This window comes from Pseudohaliea sp. (assembly GCF_040217025.1).
GTDB lineage: Bacteria > Pseudomonadota > Gammaproteobacteria > Pseudomonadales > Halieaceae > Pseudohaliea.
The window spans coordinates 134,793-155,783 of the sequence record NZ_JAVJOA010000007.1 but is presented as its reverse complement, the minus strand read 5'-3'; the positions used below and the strand labels follow the sequence as shown (position 1 = coordinate 155,783).

At 68.7% G+C, this 20,991-nt stretch carries 15 protein-coding genes; 7 read left to right on the top strand and 8 right to left on the bottom strand.

What is annotated here, in order from left to right:
• Window positions 1–24: 24 nt before the first annotated feature.
• Entirely contained in the window at window positions 25–1,632 is a 1,608-nt protein-coding gene (locus RKE50_RS04245; RefSeq protein ID WP_350034673.1) for a tetratricopeptide repeat-containing sulfotransferase family protein, read from the bottom strand.
• 80 nt (window positions 1,633–1,712) lie between these two features.
• Between RKE50_RS04245 and RKE50_RS04240 the strand changes: the two genes are divergently transcribed.
• On the top strand, window positions 1,713–2,984 hold the full coding sequence (locus RKE50_RS04240; RefSeq protein WP_350034671.1) for a flavin monoamine oxidase family protein: 1,272 nt from the start codon (window positions 1,713–1,715) through the stop codon (window positions 2,982–2,984).
• On the opposite strand, the gene RKE50_RS04235 is transcribed toward RKE50_RS04240, so the two are convergent.
• Window positions 2,985–4,367, bottom strand: coding sequence for a glutamine synthetase family protein (locus RKE50_RS04235; protein WP_350034669.1), 1,383 nt, complete (start codon window positions 4,365–4,367; stop codon window positions 2,985–2,987). It lies immediately after the preceding gene.
• 147 nt (window positions 4,368–4,514) lie between these two features.
• Here RKE50_RS04235 and RKE50_RS04230 point away from each other — a divergent pair, with 147 nt between their 5' ends.
• The 5 genes from RKE50_RS04230 (at window position 4,515) to RKE50_RS04210 (ending at window position 11,104) form a co-directional block, all read left to right on the top strand.
• Entirely contained in the window at window positions 4,515–6,095 is a 1,581-nt protein-coding gene (locus RKE50_RS04230; protein WP_350034667.1) for a phytoene desaturase family protein, read from the top strand.
• 30 nt (window positions 6,096–6,125) lie between these two features.
• Window positions 6,126–7,859, top strand: coding sequence for a sodium:solute symporter family protein (locus RKE50_RS04225; RefSeq protein ID WP_350034665.1), 1,734 nt, complete (start codon window positions 6,126–6,128; stop codon window positions 7,857–7,859).
• A gap of 93 nt (window positions 7,860–7,952) precedes the next feature.
• Window positions 7,953–8,285: a DMT family transporter gene (locus RKE50_RS04220; protein ID WP_350034663.1), complete on the top strand. Its 333-nt coding sequence runs from the start codon at window positions 7,953–7,955 to the stop codon at window positions 8,283–8,285.
• A gap of 3 nt (window positions 8,286–8,288) precedes the next feature.
• Window positions 8,289–9,512 (top strand): MFS transporter, encoded by a 1,224-nt coding sequence (locus RKE50_RS04215; protein WP_350034661.1) that lies wholly within the window; start codon window positions 8,289–8,291, stop codon window positions 9,510–9,512.
• Window positions 9,509–11,104 carry a phytoene desaturase family protein gene (locus RKE50_RS04210; protein WP_350034659.1) on the top strand — a complete coding sequence of 532 codons (1,596 nt, stop codon included), beginning with the start codon at window positions 9,509–9,511 and terminating at the stop codon, window positions 11,102–11,104. The genes RKE50_RS04215 and RKE50_RS04210 overlap by 4 nt, the downstream gene beginning before the upstream one ends.
• A gap of 9 nt (window positions 11,105–11,113) precedes the next feature.
• Here the strand turns inward: RKE50_RS04210 and RKE50_RS04205 are convergent, their stop codons facing one another.
• Entirely contained in the window at window positions 11,114–12,415 is a 1,302-nt protein-coding gene (locus tag RKE50_RS04205) for an NAD(P)/FAD-dependent oxidoreductase (protein ID WP_350034657.1), read from the bottom strand.
• 247 nt (window positions 12,416–12,662) lie between these two features.
• Window positions 12,663–13,445 (bottom strand): helix-turn-helix domain-containing protein, encoded by a 783-nt coding sequence (locus tag RKE50_RS04200; protein WP_350034655.1) that lies wholly within the window; start codon window positions 13,443–13,445, stop codon window positions 12,663–12,665.
• Between the two features lie 102 nt (window positions 13,446–13,547).
• On the opposite strand from RKE50_RS04200, the gene RKE50_RS04195 reads away from it, so the two are divergent.
• Window positions 13,548–14,444 (top strand): hypothetical protein, encoded by an 897-nt coding sequence (locus tag RKE50_RS04195; RefSeq protein WP_350034653.1) that lies wholly within the window; start codon window positions 13,548–13,550, stop codon window positions 14,442–14,444.
• Window positions 14,445–14,476: 32 nt separating this feature from the next.
• On the opposite strand, the gene RKE50_RS04190 is transcribed toward RKE50_RS04195, so the two are convergent.
• The 4 genes from RKE50_RS04190 to RKE50_RS04175 all read right to left on the bottom strand — a co-directional run bounded on the left by RKE50_RS04190 (window position 14,477) and on the right by RKE50_RS04175 (window position 20,986).
• On the bottom strand, window positions 14,477–15,673 hold the full coding sequence (locus RKE50_RS04190) for an aminomethyl transferase family protein (RefSeq protein WP_350034651.1): 1,197 nt from the start codon (window positions 15,671–15,673) through the stop codon (window positions 14,477–14,479).
• Window positions 15,674–15,676: 3 nt separating this feature from the next.
• On the bottom strand, window positions 15,677–17,296 hold the full coding sequence (locus RKE50_RS04185) for a phytoene desaturase family protein (protein ID WP_350034649.1): 1,620 nt from the start codon (window positions 17,294–17,296) through the stop codon (window positions 15,677–15,679).
• Entirely contained in the window at window positions 17,293–18,837 is a 1,545-nt protein-coding gene (locus RKE50_RS04180) for a phytoene desaturase family protein (protein ID WP_350034647.1), read from the bottom strand. The genes RKE50_RS04185 and RKE50_RS04180 overlap by 4 nt, the downstream gene beginning before the upstream one ends.
• 94 nt (window positions 18,838–18,931) lie before the next feature.
• Entirely contained in the window at window positions 18,932–20,986 is a 2,055-nt protein-coding gene (locus RKE50_RS04175) for a molybdopterin-containing oxidoreductase family protein (protein ID WP_350034645.1), read from the bottom strand.
• Window positions 20,987–20,991 lie beyond the last annotated feature (5 nt).

Genomic DNA, 20,991 nt, shown 5'->3' with positions numbered 1-20,991 from the left:
GGGGCGTGCACCGGATTGGCCTTGCTACTGTCCGCCGTTGAGCCCCAGGGGGATACCCTCACGCTCCAGGGCGTCGCGCATCGGGCGCAGCTGTTGCTCGTAGCGGCGCCAGCGCCCGACCGAGCGGGTGTGCGCGGGCTGCCGGACCTGCACCGAGCTGGCGGTGGTCACGGCGCCGGACTGCTCGTGGAAGTGCAGGCAGGCGTCTTCCCAGGGCAGCCCCAGGAAGTCGATGAGCGCTCTTGCATTCGGCTCGAGGTTGGCCGCCGTGTCCTCGTAGGAGATGTCGTGGAAACGATCCCCGAAGCGCTCCCGCCAGGTCTCCATCAGCTTGAAGTAGCGCGCGTGATGGCGCGCCATTTCCTCCTGCTCGTAGGAGTGAGGATAGGCATCGGCGAATAGCTGCTTGAAGCTGGCGAAGCAGGCATCCATGGGGCTGCGCCGCACGTGCACGATCCGGGCATTTGGCAGCGCTTTCAGAATCAGGGGGATGTACAGGTAGTTGGGCGGCAGCTTGTCCACGAAGCGCGGGGTGTCCCCGCGCAGCCTGGCCGTCGTTTGCAGGTAGGCCCCTCCCAGTTTCCCCGGGTCGATGCTCGCGCCCAGCTCCGCAAGCTTCGGTGAGACGGCGTTCGCCTCGCGGTAGTCCCCGAGGCGGCGCAGGCAGTGGCCGAACTGCCTGAGTTCGCCCGCGGAGTGAACCTGTGAATGGGCGACGATGATGCGTTCGATGAGCGTCGTCCCGGTCCTCGGCTGGCCGACCACGAAAATGGGTGACGGGTCCTCGTTGCCTGCGGGGCCGCTTTCGAGCCATTCGCGGGTGAACGTCTCGGCGAAGGCCCGGAACATCGCCACTTCCCGCGACTCGTCGAAATCGAGGGTCTTGCGGCGTTCTCCCGCGCCGCGCTCGAAAGCCCGGAACGCATCATCCCAGGCCTCGAGATCTTCCAGCTCCTTGCCCATCGCGTAATACAGAAACGCGAGGCCGCGGGGGTTCCGCGTCTGCGTGACGAGCGCTTCGAGCGTTTCGATATGCCGGCGATCGGTGGCCTTGCGCAGGCCCGAGACCAGCCAGTGTGCCTGCGGATGGTTTGGTACGGCTTTCAGCACTTTCCCGAGCAGGGTCTCGGCCTCGGTCAGGCGGTCGAGGAACATGTGATTGTTGGCGAGGTTGATCTGGTGCGTCACGCTCTCGGGGTTTTTCTCCAACGCCCGCTGAAACCAGCGGCCCGCCTCCTCCTGCTCCCCGAGCTGCCCGTGGACCGTGCCGATGAGATCGAGGACGACCGGGTTCTCCTCGGCATGCTCCACCGCTTTCGCCAGTGCGGCATCCGCACGTCCGGCCTGGCCCGCGCGCACGAAGAGGCTGGCGAGGTTGGCCCAGGCGGCGCCGTGCGTGGGCTTGAGCTGGGTTACGGACCCGAAGGCGCGAATGGCGTTGCCGGTCTGCTTGATCTCGAGGGCGATGAGACCAACCAGGAAATGACCCTCGACCAGGTCCGGCTTCGCGTCGAGCACCTTCTTGCAGCACCGAGAGGCTTCGTTGACCCGGCCGGCGTTCAGGTGAGTGAAGCCCTCGCGCAGGGCGTCCTGCATCCACGGCGCGGCGGGTCTGGCAGGGGTTTGCTGCATGTGCTTTCCTGAGGGGTGGTGGCCCAATCTTGCAGTCTGCGCGAGGGCGGCGCAACAGTCGGTCCACTGGGGGGCGCTCGATGAATGCTGTCACTGAAGTCATCGTGGTGGGGGCCGGCCTGGCCGGGATCGCTGCTGCCACTCGCCTCGAGAAACGTGGGGTTCGCGTCATCGTGCTCGAGGCGAAGGACTCGCCCGGAGGCCGTGCCGCCACCTCCGAAGCACTGGGCCGGCCGGTCGACCTGGGCGCGAGCTGGCTCCACGGCACCCGGGATCACCCGCTCCATGACCGGGCCCGGGCACGCGGGCTGCCCCTGGTGCCCTTCGACTACGACAGCCTGGCACTCTACCGGGCAGACGGCGAGCCGGAGCCCACCGCCGCCGGTACCATGGACCGGTTTGAGGATGCGCTGGAACGGCTCGGCCGCGGCGCGAAGCGCCATGACTCGGTGCAGGACAGGATGGCAAGGCTGGAGGGGGGGGCGGGTGACGAGCTGCCCGCAGCGCTCAGGGATTTCCTGGTCGCGACCGTCCTGGAAGAAGAATACGCAGCGGACGTGCACGAGCTCGCTGCAAGGGCGCTGGAGGAGGGGCGCTCCATGCGCGGTGGCGATGCGATCCTCCAGGGCGGGTACGCCGCGCTGTACCGTCCGTTGTGCTCACGGCTGGACATACGCTTCCGCACCGCGGTCTCGGAGATCGACCTGGGCGGCGATGGCGTTACGGTCATCACGTCGGCGGGCCGCTTCACGGCGGACCAACTGATTCTCACGGTGCCCCTGGGCGTGCTGAAAGGTGACGCACTGCGCATCGTACCGCCCCTGCCAGCGCCTCAGCGGCGGGCCATCGACGCCCTCGGCATGGGCCTTTGCAACAAGCTGTACCTCAAGTTTCCCCGGGTCTTCTGGGACGAGGAGGTGCAGACGGTGGGCTACCAGCATCCCGAGCGCGGCCGCTGGCTGTCCTGGTACAACTATGCACGCGTGACCGGGCTGCCGGTGCTGCTCGGCTTCTGCACTGGGACGGCGGCAGTGTCGGTGGAGGCGCTCGATGACGACGCCACGGTGGCGGATGCAATGGCGGTGCTCAGGCGAATCTATGGCCCCGCCATCCCGGAACCCGAGGCCGCGATCGTCACGCGTTGGGGCAGGGATCCCCACAGCCTGGGTGCCTACTCCTTCCTCCGGGTCGGTGCGCGCCCGTCGCAGCGGGACGAGCTGGCGACGCCCGTGCTTCATCGTCTGCTGATTGCCGGAGAGGCAACGGACCGGCGCTACCCGGGAACGACACAGGGTGCCTGGCGCGCGGGGCGGCGGGCGGCAAAGGCGGTGCTGAAACTGCGGCGCCCGTGATCAGAGCGCGCGCAGGTACCAGGCGTAGTCGAGGTCGGGAACCTGCGCGTGATACATGTCGCTCTCCCCCTGGCGCTGGGTCGCGAAGGCATCGATGAACGCCTCGCCGAGATAATGCGGCAGGATCCTGCCGCTGCGCAGTAGCCCTATCGCCGCGTCCAGCCGCTGCGGGATCGTCACTTCGGTGTCCGACAGGTCCTCCTCCCGCGCGATCGGTTCGCTGGGCTCTGCGCCGGTCTCCAGCCCGTGATGAATGCCTGCCAGCACCGCCGCGACCACGAAAAAGGGGTTGGCATCGGCGCCTGCGATGCGGTGCTCGATGCGCCGGTTATGCTCCGAGGAGGAGGGGACGCGCAGCGCCACTTCCCGGTGATCGTAGCCCCAGCTTCGCCCGGCGGGCGCGAAGGCCCCCGGGGTAAAGCGCCGGTAGGAATTGGGGTTGGGTGCGAAGATCGCCATGGCCTCGTCGATCGTTGCCTGTAGTCCACCGACGGCGTGGCGCAGGGGTTCTGTCAGGGTCGGCGGTTGTGTCGCCTCGCTATGGGCGAAGACGTTGCTGCCGTCGTCACGGTACACGCTCGTGTGGATGTGCAGGCCGCTGCCGCCGAGTTCAGCGAAGGGTTTGGCCATGAAGGTCGCGCCCAGGCCGTGGCGGCGGGCAACGCTCTTGATGATGCGGCGCAGGAGCAGCGCATGATCGGCGGCGAGGAGGATATCGGCCTGGTGGTGGGTATTGATTTCCCACTGCCCCGGGGAGAACTCGCTGTGTATCGCCGTGAGCGGTACGGCCTGGCTCTCGCAGGCGCGGCGCACATCCTCGAGCAGCGCATCGCACTCGATGAGGTCATCGGGCATGCAGTACTGGATACCGTGCTGCCGCTCCCCGGTGCCGGGAATCCGGCCCAGCCGCGGCGCGGGCCGGGGCCCGTCGCCGTCGTCGAGGAGATAGAACTCAAGCTCCGTGGCGACCACCGGCGACAGGCCGCTGCTGCGGTAGCGCTCGAGGACGCGCAGCAGCGGTGCGCGCGGGTCGGTGGCTGCATAGCCGCCCTCCTCGTCGGCGTAGCCGGTGAGCACCTGGGCAGTCGGCGAGTCGAGCCAGGGAATGCGCGCGAGGGTACCTGACACGGGCAGCAGCAGTTGGTCGCGGTCACCGCCGATGACGCGCTGGTCGTGGCCGGAGTACATATCGCCGCGAATGCCGAGGTAGGGTACGGTGACCGGAACCGTGAAACCGCCCTCGAACAGTGTCTCGAACTCCCGGCGCTGGATGCGCTTGCAGCGGAGCAGGCCGTTCATGTCCGGCATCAGCAGCTCCAGCAGCTGCACTTCGGGGTGGTCGCGCAGGAAGTCGTCCAGCTCCCCGCGTTGGGCGAAGTTCATGCGGTGTTCCTCGACTGGCGATCCGGCAGAGTGGAACAGAGTTTGCAGCACTGCAAGCACGGGGCGCTTCCTAGCCCATCGGCTCGGATGTGTTAGCGCTTTGCTCCCCCGTAGACTGGGCTGCGAGCGCGCAGCGGGTAGGACGTCGTGACAGAACGGGTCGATGTAATCGTGGTCGGCGGTGGGCACAACGGACTGGTCTGTGCCGCCTACCTCGCCGCGGCCGGCCGTAAGGTCCTGGTGCTCGAGGCCCGGGACCGGGTCGGCGGCGCCGCGTTGACCGAGGAGTTCCACCCGGGCTTTCGGAACTCGGTGTATTCCTACTCCATCAGCCTGCTGCACCCGAAGGTCATGGCGGACCTCGATCTCGCCGCCCACGGCCTGGAGGTGCTCGAGCGTCCCGCCGGGACCCTGAGCATGCTGGATGGCGACCACCTGCAGCTCACTCGCGAGGACAGGCAGGTGCACGAGGAGCTGGCGCGCTTCTCCCGGCGCGATGCCGAGCGCATCGGTGCTTTCGAGGCAGAGATCAGCGAGGTGGCGATGGCCCTCCGCACCCTCGCCATGGAGGCTCCGCCGAACTTCGGCGGCGGCTGGCGCGATGCGCTCGCGCTGCTCAAGGGCGGCAACGCCCTGCGCAAGCTCGACAGCAGGCACCAGATGGTCCTCGGCGAGCTGATGACCCGCTCCCTCGGCGATCATCTCGATGCCTGGTTCGAGAGCGAGGCGCTGAAGGGCCTGTTCGGCTTCGAGGGGATCATCGGCAACTTCCGTGACCCCTACGACGCCGGTACGGCCTATGTGCTGCTGCACCACGCCTTCGGCGAGGTCAACGGCAAGGCGGGCGCCTGGGGAATTGCCCGCGGTGGCATGGGCGCCATCAGCGACGCCATGGCCGGCGCTGCGCGGGCGCGGGGGGTGCGCATCGAGACGGAGGCGCCGGTCGCGAAAATCCTGGTGGAAAACGGTGCCGCCTGCGGCGTGGTGACGGAGGACGGGCGTGAATTCCGCGCACCGGCGATAGCTGCCAACGTGCATCCCCAGCTGCTACTGACCCGGCTGCTCGACGCGGAGTCGCTCGAGCCGGACGACCGCCGGCGGATCGACGCCTACCGCAGCCACTCGGCAACGCTGCGCATGAACGTTGCGCTCTCCGAGCTGCCCCGCTTCACGAGCATGACCGGTCGCGACGATTTCCACTTCCTCGGCGCGATCGAGTTCTCACCGTCCCTGGGCTACCTGCAGGACGCCTACCGCGACGCGCGGGACCGGGGCTGGGCGCGGCGCCCGGTCATCTCGATGCAGATTCCGAGCACGCAGGACGACAGCCTCGCCCCTCCCGGCGGCCATGTCGCCAGCCTGTTCTGCCAGCACTTCAACCGGCACCTGCCCGACGGGCGCAGCTGGGACGAGGTGCGCGAAGAGGTGGCTGACGTGGTGATCGACACGATCGATGCACACGCGCCAAACTTCCGCGCCTCGGTGGTGGGCCGGCAGATCAAGACGCCGCTGGATATCGAGCGCGACCTCGGCATGGTGGGCGGCGATATCTTCCACGGGGCCCTGCACCTGGACCAGTTCTACTCCATGCGCCCGATCCCGGGCCACGCCGGTTACCGGATGCCAACGAAGGGCGTCTACCTCTGCGGCTCTGGCGCCCACCCCGGTGGCGGCGTCAGCGGGCTGCCCGGGCACAATGCCGCGCGGGTAATTCTCCGTGACCACTAGGCTGCGCGCCCCGCGCCGCAGAACACGGCGGTGGATACCTATACACTGACCATCGCCGCCAGCGTGCTGCTGTTCGTTGCCATCGGCAACTACAGCGGCCGCAAGGTGCACTCGGTCGAGGATTACTACGTGGCCGGGCGCCGGGCGCCCACGCTGTTGATCCTCGGTACGCTCGTGGCGTCTGTTTTCAGCACGGCTATCTTCCTCGGCGAGGCGGGGTTTACCTACGAAGGGCAACTCGGTCCCTACCTGCTGCTCCCTGGCATCGCCGTGACCGGCTACATTTACGGTGCACTCTTCTTCGGCACGTTCCTGCGGCGCAGCCGGGCTCCAACGGTCGCCGATTACTTCGGCCACCGCTTCGACAGCCGCCGGGTGCAGCAGGCCGCGGGGGCGACCATCGTCCTCGGTCTCGGCGGCTACCTGCTGGTAGTGACCCAGGGGGCCGCGCTGCTGCTGTCCGACCTCACTGCGCTCAGCTATCCTGCCGCCGTGCTCGTGGCCTGGGCGAGCTACACGCTGTTTACCCTCTACGGCGGGTCGCGCGGCGTGATCATCACGGATACGTTGATGTTCCTGCTGTTCACCGGGGCGACGGTGCTGTTCGTCTTCTTCCTGGTGGACGACTTCGGCGGTGTGCCGCGGGCCGTCGAGGCGCTCGCACGGCAGGATGACAAGCCTGACCTCGCCGCCTGGCACGGCGTCATCGGCGAGGGAACGCCGTGGCCTACCGCGATCGACTTTTTCATCTGGTTCCTGATCATCGATTTCTCCTGGAGCATGGTCTATGCCGTCAGCCCCTGGCAGTCGAGCCGCCACCTCATGGCCCGGGACGAGCACGTGGTGCTGCGGGCGTCGATCTATGCCTGCTTCGCGGTGATCTTCATGCAATACCTGATCTACGGCGCCGGCGGGCTGATCAATCTCGCCAACCCCGCCATCGAACCGGCGGAGACCGTCATGCTCTGGGCAGCGCAGCACCTGGTGCCCGAGTTCCTCGGCGCACTGCTGCTCGCCGGCATCGTGGCCGCCGCGCTCTCCTCCGCCTCGACCTTCCTGTCGCTGGTGGGCTTCAGCGTGAGCAACGACCTCGGGGCCCGGGACCAGATCGCCGGCCTCGGTACCACGCGCCTGGTGATGTGCGCGGTCGCCCTGGTGGTACTGGGGCTCAGCCTGTTCGTGCCGGCCAATATCTTCTGGATCATGATCTTCATCGGCACGGTCTTCGCGTCGTCCTGGGGGCCGGTCGCGTTCATGAGCGTGTGGAGCAAGCGCATCACGGCCCGCGCCGCCACCTGGGGGCTGGTCGTCGGCCTGCTCGCTAACGTCGTGCCGGCCGCCTTTGACTACGCGGGCTTGATTGCCCTGCCGAGCTACGCCGACCCGGCCCTGCTCGGTGTCGCGGCGAGCTTCCTCGCGATTGTCGTCGTTTCCCGTCGCGGAAGCCCCGGGGCAAGGGAGGTCGCCTACCGCGAGCGCCTGCACGAGACGCCCGCGGTGGACCGCGACTGGCGCAAGACCCGGGTCACGTTGCTGGCGCCGGCGCTGCTGGTCGTCTACGGCGCGTGCATGCCGGTCCTGCTGCTGCGGTTCTACGTGCTCCCCTACCAGCGCGGCAGCGGCAGCCTCGGCGCTGCCGGCGGCATCAACTGGAGCGAAGCCGAACCCTGGTTTGCCTTCGGTCCGGCGCTGCTTTTCATACCCCTGGGCACGCTGGCGGCGGTGGTTATCCGGCGCCGCTACGCGCCTTCGGTTCCTATATGATCAGAAGACAGGCGCAGTGGAGGGTGGAAGGTTGGAATTTCCGCTCGGTGCCGAGCGTGGGAGAATGGTGATGATGCAGCAAGGAGGCAGGGAGTGAGCGGTTACGGCTACCTGGCCCTCGCCATCGCTGCCGAGGTGGTGGGCACGCTGTCGCTGAAAGCCTCGGAGGAGTTCAGCCGTCCCTGGCCGACGGCCCTTTCCGTGGTTGGCTACCTGGTGTCTTTCTATTTCCTGGGCCTGGTCCTGCGCACCGTGCCCGTCGGCGTGGCCTATGCGGTCTGGTCCGGGGTCGGCATGGTGCTGATCGCGTTTCTCGGTATCCCCTTGTTCAAGCAGGTGCCCGACCTGCCTGCGCTGGTCGGCATCGGCCTGATCCTTGCAGGCGTACTGGTCATGAACCTGTTCTCGCGAACCATCGGTCACTGAACGATGCCCACCGCCCCGCAAGCGCCCGCGCTGCACCATGAACGCTCCGTCTTCGACGGCTGGCGCTCGCTGGTCATCTCCCTTTACATGACGCTGGTCGGCTACGGGGTGCTCGCCGGCATCCCGGTGATCAGCACGGCCTGGGCCACGCAGCTCGGCTTCAGCGACGTACAGACCGGCCGCGTCGCCGGCGCCGACCTCGGTGGCCTCGCCCTCGGTGCGGTCCTCGCCTCCCTGCTGGTGGCGCAGATCAACCGGCGCCTCCTCGTGTTCCTCTCGGCGCTCGTCGCGATCGCCGCCAACGCCCTGTGCATGGTACTCGTCGACTACGAGGCGGTGCTCTGGCTGCGGCTGCTGGCGGGCACCGGTAGCGGCGTGTACACGGCCATCGCCGTGGCCAATCTCGGTGCCAGCTCGAAGCCGGCGCGGGCCTACAACATCATGCTCTTCTGCTTTGCCTTCACCCAGGCCGGGGAGATGTTCGCGTTGCCGCGCCTGTCCATGGACGCGATCTACGGGGTCTTCGTGGCCGCCTACCTGTTCGGCCTCCTGTTCCTGCGCTGGGTCCCGCCGCGGCCCGTGGAGGCCGGCCTGGACGTCGAGGTGGAGCTGCCGGACCCGGAACTGGGGTCGGTCGTCGAGCACCGCCATGTCCCGGCGGCCGTGCCCTGGCTCTGCCTCGCCGCGATTGCCGCGACCTATATCAACATCGGCGCCTACTGGACCTATATCGAGCTGGCGACCGCGCGGGCGGCGCTGGACAAGGCCTGGGTATCGACCGTGCTCGTGTGGGTCTCCTTCATGAGCCTGCTCGGCTGCCTCGTCGCCACGGTGATCAGCAACCGCTTCGGCCTGCTGCGCCCGCTGCTGGTCACGCTCCTGGTGCACGCCACCATCGTCGGCATGCTGGCCGCGGGGGTCACCAGCGTCACCTTCTTCATCAGTGTCTACACGTTCAATTTCCTGTGGATCTTCATCGACGTCTACCAGATGGCGACGGTCGCCAACGTCGACCACTCGGGGCGCTTCGCCTCGCTGCTGCCGGCCGCGCAGGGGCTCGGCCAGATCGTCGGGCCCAACCTGGCGGCGTCCACGCTGGCCCTCGGCTTCGGCTACGACGCGGTGTTCCTGTTCTGCGCCGGTGCGTCCCTGGTCGCCTTCGCTATCTATGCCGGGCTCTTCCTGCGGCTTCGCCGTACGCTGCCGGCCCTGGCCAACGCCACATGAGTCGCTCCTGGGATGCCATCGTCATCGGGGCGGGCCACAACGGCCTGACCACGGCGGGTTACCTCGCCCGCGGCGGCATGCGCGTGTGCGTGCTCGAGCGCCGGCACGTCGTCGGCGGCGCGGCGGTGAGCGAGGAGTTCCACCCCGGCTACCGGAATTCCATCGCCTCCTACGTGGTCAGCCTGCTGCGGCCGGAGGTCGTGCGCGACCTGGAGCTCGCGCGCTACGGCTACGAACCACTGCTCCTCGCCAATTCGCTCTATCTCGATTCCCGCGGCGACTACCTGCTGCTCACCGGTGACGAGGCGGCCGACCGCGCCCAGTTCGGGAAGTTCTCGGCCACGGACTACGATGCCTACCTCGCCTTCGAGGGCTCCGTCGAGCTCGTCGGCGAGCTGCTGGCCAGCCAGTGGCTGCGCGAGCCGCCGAAGCTGCACGGCGGCGGGGTCGGCGACCTGCTCTCGGCGCTGCGTCTCGGTCTCGACGCCCGCAAGCTCGATGCCGAGGGGCGCTGGCGGCTGATGCAGTTCTTCCTCGGCGCGCCGGAGACGATCATCGATCGCTGGTTCGAGAGCGACAAGATCAAGACCATGATCGCTGCGCACATCATGCCCGCTAACTTCGCGCCCCTGTCCCAGCCCGGCGCCAGCCTGGCCATGCTGCACCACGCAGTGGGTGAAATCGACGGCCGCAAGGGCGCCTGGGGGCTGGTCCGCGGCGGCATGGGCGGAATTACCAAGGCCATGGCGGCCTCCGCTCGTGACCAGGGCGTCGAGATCCGCACCGAGGCGGCGGTGGAGCGGATCCTGGTGGAGGACGGGCGGGTACGCGGTGTGCGCCTCGAGAACGGCGAGGAACTGCTCGCGCCGGTGGTCGCGGCGAACACCGAGCCGAAGCGAACGCTGCTCGATTTCCTCGGCGAGGAGCACCTGCCCGAACCCTTCGTGCGCGACCTGCGCGCCTTCCGCCAGGAGTCGGCCTCGCTGCGGATCAACCTCGCGCTGCGCGGATTACCCGAATTCGCGGCGCTTGGAAGTGGCGCAGAGCCGGGGCCCGAGCACGAGGCGACGATCGTTCTCATCGAGGACAAGGGACACCTCGATGCCGCCTATCGCAGCGCCCGTGCCGGCGAGCCGGCGTCGCCACCGATCATCGAAGCGGTCATCCCGAGCGTGATCGACGACTCCCTCACGGACGAGCCCGGCACCCACGTCATGAGCATGCTGTGCAAGTACATGCCCTACGAGCTGTCGCAGGGCCGGCACTGGGACACGGAGAAGCCGCGGGTGCTCGACGACATCCTCACCTGGGCCGGGCGTTTCATTCCCAACCTGCCGGATATCCTCGTTGCCACCCAGTGCTTCACGCCGCTGGACCTCGAGCGCGAGTTCGGGCTGCCCCGCGGCGACATCTGCCATGGCCGCATGGAGCCGGACCAGCTCTTCAGCATGCGCCCGCACCCGGATGCCGCGCAGTATGCGACGCCCATGCCCGGCCTCTACCTCTGCGGTTCCGGCACCCACCCGGGCGGCGGCGTCACCGGCGCGCCGGGCTACAACGCGGCCCGGCGCATCCTCAAGGAGCGGCGCTGAGGCGAGACGCTAGAGCGCATCGCGCAGCTTGAAGTAAGCCATGCCGAGGGCGAGCCCTGGCCTGCGCAGCAGCTTACCCCCGGGGAACGGCCAGTGCGGGATGCGCGCGAAGATGTCGAAATCCCGCGGGTCGCCGTCGAGCATGGCGGCGGTGATGCGCGCCATTACGTGGGTCGGCGCCACGCCGTGCCCGGAGTAGGCCTGGATGTAGCTCACGTTGTCGCCCAGGTGCCCGAGCTGTGGCATGCGGTTCAGGCCGATGCCGATGCGCCCGCTCCAGGCGTAGTCGATCACCGCGTCTTCCAGCGAGGGAAAGACCTTCAGCATCTTGCGCCGCAGCGTGCCCACGAGATCCTTCGGCTCCAGCCCCGTGTAGTTCGACAGCCCGCCGAAGAGCATGCGCCGGTCCGCCGACAGGCGGAAGTAGTCCAGTGCCGTTCGCGGGTCGCATGCCGCCACGTCGCCGGGGATGAGGGCCCGGGCCCGCTCCTCGCCCAGCGGCTCGGTGGCGATGATCCCGCTGACCGACGGCAGGATACGGCTGGCCAGCCGCGGTACCAGGTTGCCCAGGTAGGCGTTGCCGCAGAGCACCACCCGCCGGGCGCTGACGCTGCCGCGCTCCGTGCGCACCCGGGGCCGCTCGCCGTGCTCCAGGGCGACGGCCCGGGACTGCTCGTAGATGCGCGTGCCCAGCGATGCCGCGGCGCGCGCCTCCCCGAGGCAGAGGTTCAGCGGGTGCAGGTGCCCGTTGCCGTCGTTGTAGAGGCCGCCGAGATAGGCGTCGGAGCAGACGAACTCGCGGAGTTCCTCCTGGTCGAGGAGCCGGTAGTGATGCGGGTTACCGATCTGTTCCTCGTGGGCTTTCCACTCTGCGAACTGCGCGAGGTGCCGGGGCTTCAGGGCCAGGTCGCAGTAGCCCCATTTCAGGTCGCAGTCGATACGGTATTTCTCGACGCGCTCGCGGATGATGTCGCGGGCCTCGACCCCGAGGCGGTAGATGCGCGCCACGCCGTCGCTGCCGATGTGGCGCTCGAAGCGCTCCGGGTCGTGGCCGATGCCGCCGATGACCTGGCCGCCGTTGCGCCCCGAGGCGCCCCAGCCGAGCCGGTTCGCCTCGAGCAGCACGACCTCGTGGCCGCGCTCGGCGAGTTCCAGGGCGAGGTTGGTTCCGGTAAAGCCCGCGCCCACGACAGCGATCTCGGTGCTGATGTCGTCTTCGAGGGCGGGGTAGCCGCCGCCTCCGTTGGCAGTGGCGGCATACCAGGAGCCCGCGTGCTCGCGGGTATCCCGGCTGCGTTGCAGTCCAAACATGGTCGATCTCCTGCAGGTGTTTGCCGTCTTCGGCGCGCTGCTGCGCCGCTTTCAGGTCTGCTCAGGAAGATCGGGCCGGGTCGGCGTCATCGCCGCCGGCAATGTCCTGCCAGGCCGCAGGGGTGCGGGCCCAGTGGCTCCAGGCGATGAAGGGGGGGATGTCACTGACTGCCTCGTGCATGCGCTTGTTACGGTGCCGGTGGCCGTTCGGACGAGCGCCTATTGCAGCCGAAGGCGGTGATCACTGTCAATCGGGCCCGCCTTCGGCAGCGGCGGCGAGGGCATCGCGACGGAACCTGGCGGGCGTCTTGCCGGTGATGCGCTTGAAGGCGGCGTAGAAGGTCGAGGTGGAGTTGAAGCCCACGGACAGGGCGACATCGAGGATGGACGGCGCGCTGTCCCCGGCCAGGGCGAGCAGCTCGGTCGCGTCGCGCACCCGGTAGCCGTTGACGTAGTCGAAGAAGCCCACGCCGTGGCCGGCGTTGATGGCCTGGGACAGGTGATTCACCGAGCAGCCCAGGTTCGCGGCCAGCTCCGGGAGGGAGAGGTGCGAGTTCAGGTAGGCGCGATCGTCCTCCATGGCTTCCGAGAGGCGCCGCAGCACGGCCTCCATGGCGGCCGGACTGAGGCCCGACTTGGCGTAGCGTCCGCTGCCGTCGTCGCGCCGTTCGCGGGTCGCCAGGGCCGGGTCGCGGTAGTAGTCCTCGATCCGCGTGGCCGCACCGTCCTCGAGCGTGATGAACTCGGCGCCCATCCAGCCGCCATCGCCGATATTGTCGCCGGTGGGACAGGCGAGATACTGGAAAGCGATGGTGTTCTCGCCTTCGAGGACCTCGCCGACCAGCACGTAGCGATTGCTGTCGCGGCTGAAGAACTCCTCGAGATGGGCGATGAAGTCCTGGCGGCTGAACTGCTTGAGCCCACCCATGTCGTGGTAGGTGCCGTCCCGGGCCAGGTGCTCCGCGACACGCTGGGCACTGCGCTGGTTCCAGGCGTCGAAGTAGCTCCTGACAAAGTCCGCTGACAGCATGACACTATCCCCGTGGGCTGGGCGTTAGCCGAGCCTACACGAAGCCTCTGGCAGCGTGTAGGCCCGGAAGTCATGGCAGCGGCAAAGTCGTAGAACTCACGGATGGCGATTGCGCAGAGTAAGGAAGTGTCGCGAGGCGGGTCTGCAACGGCCGGCGCCGGCTCTGCTCCGCGCCGCCTGCCCCTGCGCCAGCTGATCAAGATCGCGGTCTACGGTCTGCTGCTGGTCAACTTCGTCTTTTACCTTGTCGACGACTGGACCGTTGCCTCGCACACTGCCAGGGACAGCTGGACCCTGCTCGACTGGAGCCGGGCTTTCGCTACCACGCTCGACGAGGCCGCGTGGTTCGTGCTGCTGTTCCTTTTCGAGCTCGAGACCTATCTCCTCGACGATGACGCTTTCACCCGCCGGCGGCTGGCGATCATGCACTGGGTGCGTATTGTCTGCATGCTGTTCATCGGGCACACGGTGTACGCCTTCGGCCACGCCGTGTTCACCCTCCTCGCGGTCGAGCCCACAGCGGCTACCGGGCTCTGCGATTTCGCGACGGATGGCATCGCCTACGCCTTCAACCTGGCCTACACCCCCGTGAATGCCGACAGCTGCCTGGGTCTTGCCAGGGACTCGACCTTCTATCTCCTGGAGCAGGGAACACTGGTCACCGATGCCAGCGGCCTGCAGATCGAGCGCGAACTGGCCGTCGTCGACCTGGTCGAGATCGTTGCCTGGATCGTCATCCTGTTCCTGATCGAGTTCACGGTACGGCAGCAGGACCGGGGGATCACCGACAGCCGCGCGTTGCGCGGCGCTCGCAGCGTGAAGTTCTGCCTGTACGGCGTGCTCTGGCTGTGCGCCGCCTACTGGCTTTACCGCGGTCACTGGGTCTTCGCCTGGGACGAGGCGCTCTGGATTCTCGGCTTCATCGCCATCGACATGAATATCGAGGAGTGGCGAGAGGAGCTCGAGGAAGGGCCGGCGCCGGGGACCGGCAGCGGGTAAGCCGGGCCCCCGGATAGCGGCCCGGTCGTGAATCAGGTCAGGGGCGGCGGCGTCTGCCTGGCGCCCGGGCCGCTCCAGAAAGGCTTGTCCCGCACAGCACAGCGCGCCATCTTGCGGATCGGCCGCAGCTCTTTCGGGTAGTAGATCTCGGCCCAGATCGGGCCGTCCAGGTAGCGCGTCTCGATCATGGCGAGGGCGATGTTGGCCTTGGCTGCGGGTGACCACATGGCCGAGGTGACGTAGCCGACCTGCCGGCTGCAGCGCTTGTTGTTGTAGAGGATCGCGTCCTCGGCGACCTTGTTGCCCTCGATAGCCAGCTTGGTCAGGCGGTAGCGGGGGCCGCGCTCGCGCTCCGCGAGCAGTGCCGCGCGGCCGTTGAAGTGCGGCTTGCGGAAGTCGACCAGCCAGTCGAGGCCCAGCTCGAAGGGCGACTGGTCGTGCTGGAAATTGACGGTCTTCAGCGCCTCGCTGAACTCCATGTACGGCATGATGAAGCCCGCCTCGAGCCGCGCCATGTTGGTTGCGGCCTCGCCGTAGGGGTGGATGCCGTAATCCTCGCCGGCCGCGTAGAGCGCGTCCCAGAGCGTGAGGGCCAGGGACGCGGGGAGCCACAGCTCGTAGCCGAGGCCGCCGGTGAAGCCCGTGCGCGAGACCATGAGCGTATCGCCGTGGAAGGGAAAACGCTGGATACCGAAGGGCTTCAGGCTGTCGATGCCCTCGAGGCCAAGGCGCAGGAGCACGGCGCAGGCCGTCGGCCCCTGCAGCGACAGCCCGGCGGTGTCCTCGGTGATGTCGCGCACGGTCACGTCGTCGAAGCCGATCATGCTCTTGCGCAGCCAGGCGATGCAGGGGCTGCCGCAGGTGAGCATGAAGCTATCCTCGGCAAGGCGGAAGATCGTGCCGTCGTCGATCATGCGCCCCTCGTCCGTGCACCAGCAGCAGTAGGTGACCCGCTCCGGCTTCAGTTTCTCGAGATCCCGCGTCACCATTCGGTTGAGCATGGCGAGGGCGTCGGCACCAGTGACCAGGTACTTCTGCATGGGGCAGATGTCGTAGGTGCCGCAGAAGTTGCGGATGCAGAAGTACTCGTAGACGGTGTCGTAGTAATAGTCGGCGAACTTGAAGCCGTTCCAGGACGACCAGGCGTCGCGCAGGTTTTTCGGCGCCTGCCGCGGGTGGAAGGGCGATTCCTTGAGTCGTTCACCGGCAAAGGGGTCGGTCGTCGCCATGGCCTACTCGTCGTAGCAGTCGTCTTCGGGGACGATGTTCGGTTTTTTCAGGTCGCGCAGGATCTCCCGCGCGGCATTGGCGCCGCAGGCCGAGGAGACGCCGCCGCCCGGGTGCGTCGAGGAGCCGCACATCCAGAAGTTTTTCAGCGGCATGCGGTACTGGCCGTAGCCCGGGAACGGGCGGTTGAAGAGCAGCTGGTCGATGGTCAGCTCGCCCTGGAAGATGTTGCCCTGGGTGAGGCCGATCTCGTTCTCGATCTCGTGCGGCGTGCGCACCTCCATGTGCACGATGAGGTCTTTGAAGCCCGGTGCGTAGCGCTCGATCTTGTTCACCACGGTCTGGCCGAAGGCATCGCGCTTCTCCGGCGTCCAGGGGCCGTCGGCGAGCTCCGGGGGGCAGTACTGGATGAAGTTCGACATCCAGTGCTTGCCTGCCGGTGCCACCGTGGGGTCCCAGGCGCTGGGGATCACCGACTCGATGAAGGGATCCTCGGACCAGGTGCCGCGCTTCCAGGCATCGTAGGCCCGCTCCATGGTCTCCAGGGAGCCGACGAAGCCCTGGCCGCCGCGGTTGATATAGGGGTTGTCGGGCAGGCCGGTGAAGCGGGGCAGACCCGACAGGGCGATGTTGACCTTGCCGGAGGAGCCCCGGATCTTGAAGTTGCGCGCCCGCTCGAGGATGCGCGGCGGCACGTCCTCCGGCGCCAGCAGCCGGGTGAAGGTGCGCTTCGCATCCAGGTTGGAGACGACGATGTCGGCGTAGAGCTCGTCGCCGTTCTCCAGGACGACGCCGATAGTGGCGCCGTCTTTCACCAGGATCCGCTCCACGCCGGCCCCGGTGCGGATCTCGCCGCCGGCCTCGCGCAGGGCGCTGGCGATGGCGTGGGAGATGGCCCCCATGCCGCCGCGGGCGAGGCCCCAGGCGCCGACGTTGCCGTCGACATCGCCCATCACGTGGTGCAGCAGGATATAGGCGGAGCCCGGGGACTCGACACCGAGGGCCGTGCCGATGATGCCCGGGCTGGCCATGGCCGCCTTGACGAGGTCGTTCTCGAAGTAGTCCTCGAGGAAGTCCGCGGCACTCATGGTGAAGAAGCGGATGTACTCGTACAGCTCCTTCTCGCCGAGCTTCCAGAATTCCCGCGCCAGCCAGAGCAGCTCGCCGATATCGCGCGGCTTGAAGGAGGCCGGGTCCGGCGGTGTGCGCAGCAGGGTCTTGCGGATCAGCTGCGCGTAGCGGCCGAGGTCGGCCTGGAAGCGGGACATGGCATCGGCGTCGTGCGGCGAGTGGCGCTTGAGCTCGAGGTAGCTGGCCTCCTCGTCGGGGTAGTCGATGAGGGTCTCGCCGTTGTCGCCGAAGGCGACGGTGCCGAGGTAGGGCACCAGTAGCAGGCCGTGGCGGGACAGGTCGAGATCCCGGTGAATGGCCTGGCGCATCATGCTGCAGACGTAGGAGCAGCTCGAGTAGTGCCAGCCCTCGTGCAGCTCGCGGGTCACCGCGGCGCCGCCGATATAGTCGTTCTTTTCCACGACCAGCACATCGAGGCCGGCGCGGGCCAGGTAGGCCGCGTTGGTCAGCCCGTTGTGCCCGGCCCCGATGACGATGGCATCGTAGCGCTTCACGACAGGATCACCTTCGCCGCGTTGTGCCCCGGTGCGCCGGTGATACCGCCGCCGGGGTGGCTGCCGGCGCCGCAGAGGTAGAGGCCGGGAATCGGGGTGGCGTACTGCGCCGCGCCGTAGGTGGGGCGCATCATGAGCAGCTGGTCGATGGCGAACTCCGTGTGGTGCCAGTGGCCGCCGGTGACGCGGTACTCCCGCTCAAGGTCGTCGGGGGTCAGCAGCTCGGCGTGCAGCACCTGTTCGCGCAGCCCCGGTGCGTAGCCCTCGAGCGTCGCCAGCAGCCGCTCCGTGAGCGCGGCGCGGGCGGCATCGTTCCAGCCGCCCTTCAGCGTGGCCGGCACGTACATGACGTGGGCGGAGAGGACGTGCTGCCCGGCCGGGGCGAGGCCGGACTGATGCAGGCTTGGCACCACGACCTCCATGACCGGATTCTTCGAGCACTCGCCGTACTTGGCATCGTCGAAGGCGAACTCGATGGCGTCGAGGTCCGGGGCAATAAGCAGCCGGCCGTCGGCGCGGGCCAGGCCCGTGAAGGACGGTTCCGCCGCCAGTGCCAGGTGCAGCTTGGCGACGTAGCCTTCGCAGCGCAGCCGGCGGATCCGGTTGGTGAATTCGATGTCGAGGTGGCGCGTGCCGACGAGGTCGAAGAAGGTACGCCGCGGGTCGGCCGAGGAGACGACCCGGCCTGCGCTGATCTGCTCCCCCCCGTCCAGGACCACGCCGGTGACCCGCTGCCCCTGCTCGTCGCCCTCGATGAGGATGCGCTCGACGGGCGCGCCGGTGCGCAGCGTCGCGCCGGCTTCCCGGGCCGCGCCGGCGAGCGCGCCGGCAAGGCCGGCGAGGCCGCCGGCGGGAATGCGATGGGCGCCGCCCTGGCCGCCGGCATGGCGGTAGAAGAGCTGCAGCACGGACTGGTTCGGTGAGCGCGGCGCGAGGCGGCCGCCGATCACGCCGTCCCAGGCCAGGGCGGCTTTCAGGAGGTCGCTCTCGAAGTACTCGTCCATGAGGTCGCGCATCGGCAGCGTAGCCACGCGGAAGAATTCGAGCATGTCTTCCCGGCCCAGGCGGCGCAGGCGCAGCCCGAGCCGGGCGAAGGTGAGGAGTTCGCCCGGCCTGCGGCTGCCGATGGCCGGCATGGCCTGCAGCCAGAACGGCGCAAGGGCCCTGCTGAAGGTCTCCAGCGCGTCGCGGTAGCGCCGGTAGCTGGCGCGATCGGCGTCGCTGACACCGTCGACCGTGCCCGGGGTGAGGGTGACATGCGCGCCCGCCGCGCCGAGGCCGATAGTGGCGAGGGCCGCTGTGTCGCCACGGTAGCCGTGGCGCTCGAGGCCGAGTTCGCGGGCGATGGCCGGGGCGAACTGGTACTCGCTGTGCGCGACGGAGGCGCGGAAGCCCGGGTGGAATTCGCGGCCGGCGGCCAGTCCGCCGGGCTGCTCCGCTGCCTCGAGGACCAGCACCCGCTGGCCCTTCCGCGCCAGGTAGGCGGCACAGGTCAGGCCGTTGTGGCCGGCGCCGATAATGACGGTGTCGAAGCGGTCCACGCGATGACGGGCCCCGGGAAGCCTGCAGGAACAGGCAGCCTAGTCGGGCACCCCGGGGGCGACTACCGCGCCTATACGCCGGGACTGGTGCACCTCAGTCGGCGGCGCGGACGTCCACGGTGCAGTCGTAGTAACAGGCGCCGCCGGCCAGGTCCGCGCGGTGCCCGGGAATCAGCGCATTGACGGTCTGCCCCGTGGGGCTGTCGACGAGCCACGCGCCCTTGGGCACGAAAACGGTCCCCGGCCGCACCGCGTCAGTCACGGCGAGGGGCAGCTGGACCTCGCCCTGGCCGTTGTAGAGCACCACCTGGCAGCCGTCGCGCAACGAGAGGCTGCGTGCATCTGCAGGGTGCATCTCGCAGACGAGGTCATCGCGGTGGCCCGCCAGCCCGCCAAAGGTGGAGTTGATCCGCCGTTCCGACGCCGGGCTCACCAGGATGAAGCGGCGCGGCGACGGCAGGTGCCGGAAACGGGGCAGCCCCTCGCCGCACTCCGCTTCCAGCGCTTCGCTGTAAAGCTCGATGCGGCCGCTCGCCGTGGCCGGCGGCAGGTCGCGCACCACGGCCGCCGTGCCCTGCCGGGCCATGTCGAGCGCGTCGTCTACCGGCAGCTCGCTCGGCCGGCGGCCGGCGAGCGCGGGGTGGCCGGCGTCGATGGCCTGGTCCATGAGCGCCTCGTCGCTGTCACGGAAGCAGGCCTCCGGGAAGCCGAAGCGGGCCGCCAGCCGGCGGAACAGCTCGGTGTTCGGCAGTGCCTCCCCAACCGGTGGCAGCAGCGGCGCCGAGCGCTGCAGGAAGGGGTGTCCGTAGGCGGTGTACAGGTCGCCGTACTCGAGGTGCGTCGCGGCCGGGAGCACCACGTCCGCCAGCGCCATGGAGTCCGTCATGGACACGTCGGAGCCGACGACGAACAGGTCCGGGTGCCGCAGGGCGGCCTGCATGGCCCGGGCCTCGGGATGCACCGCTACCGGGTTGTGGTTGTAGATGAACAGCGCCCGCAGCGGTGTCTCCCCACCGGGGTCGAGAACCAGCCGCGGGATGTCGAGGACGTTCAGCTCACGCACCGGGCCGGGGGCGAGGTCGGGCCGGGCCAGGGCGGCCTCGTTGACCGGGAAAAAGCCCGAGACATCGCAGATGCCGGCGCCCCGGGGCCCGAAGTTCCCGGTCAGCGCGGGCAGCGCATAGGCCGCGCGCAGCCCGGCGCCGCCGTTGCGGTTGCGCTCGGGGGCGACGCCGATGCTCATTGCAGCGGGCGCGAGGTCGCGCCACCAGCGGGCGAACTGGCGGATCGCGTCGGCGGGCAGACCGCAGAGCCCGGCGGCCCGTTCCACCGGGTAGGCCCTTGCCGCCTCGAGGAAGGCTTCGGCGCCGAGCACCCGTTCACGGATAAAGGCCTCGTCCAGGCCGCCGATGCGCTCGAGTTCCGCGGCCACCGCGTAGGCGAGTACCACGTCCGTGCCCGGCAGGAGGGGCAGGTGCAGGTCGGCCTCCCGGGCGATGCGGATGCGCTTCGGGTCGACGACCACGAGGCGGGCGCCGCGGTCCCTGGCTTCGCGGATCAGCGTCGTCAGGTGCAGGTTGCAGGTGGTGATGTTGTTGCCCCAGACGACGATGAGCCGGGCGTCCGCGAGTTCCGCATGAGGAATGCCGCCGACGTCACCGAACACGCTGTCCCAGGCGGCGCCCGATACGCCGGCGCACAGCGGGGAGGCGTCGACCCGGCTGGCGCCGAGGCGGTGGAAGAAACGCTTGTCCATGGAGCCGTTGGCGAGGAGCCCCATGGGGCCGCCGTAATAGAGCGGGGCGATAGCCTCCGCCCCGAAGCGCGCGCGCACGCGCTCGAAGCCATCGTGCACCGCGCCCAGCGCTTCCTCCCAGCTGGCGCGCCGGAAGGCGCCCGCTCCGCGGGAGCCGTCGCGGAGCAGCGGCACCGTGAGCCGGCCGGGGCCGTGCACCTGCGGCGCGAGACCCTGCGCCACCTTGGCGCAGATCTTGCCACGAGTGAACGGGTTGCCGTGGCTGCCGCGGACGCGCAGCACCCGGTCAGCGTCCGTTTCCACGGACAGGCTGCAGGTGTCTGCACAGTCCAGCGGGCAGACGGCGGCGTGGGAGGCGGACGCGACTTCCGCCCGCGGGGCGTCTCGGCTCATGGCGA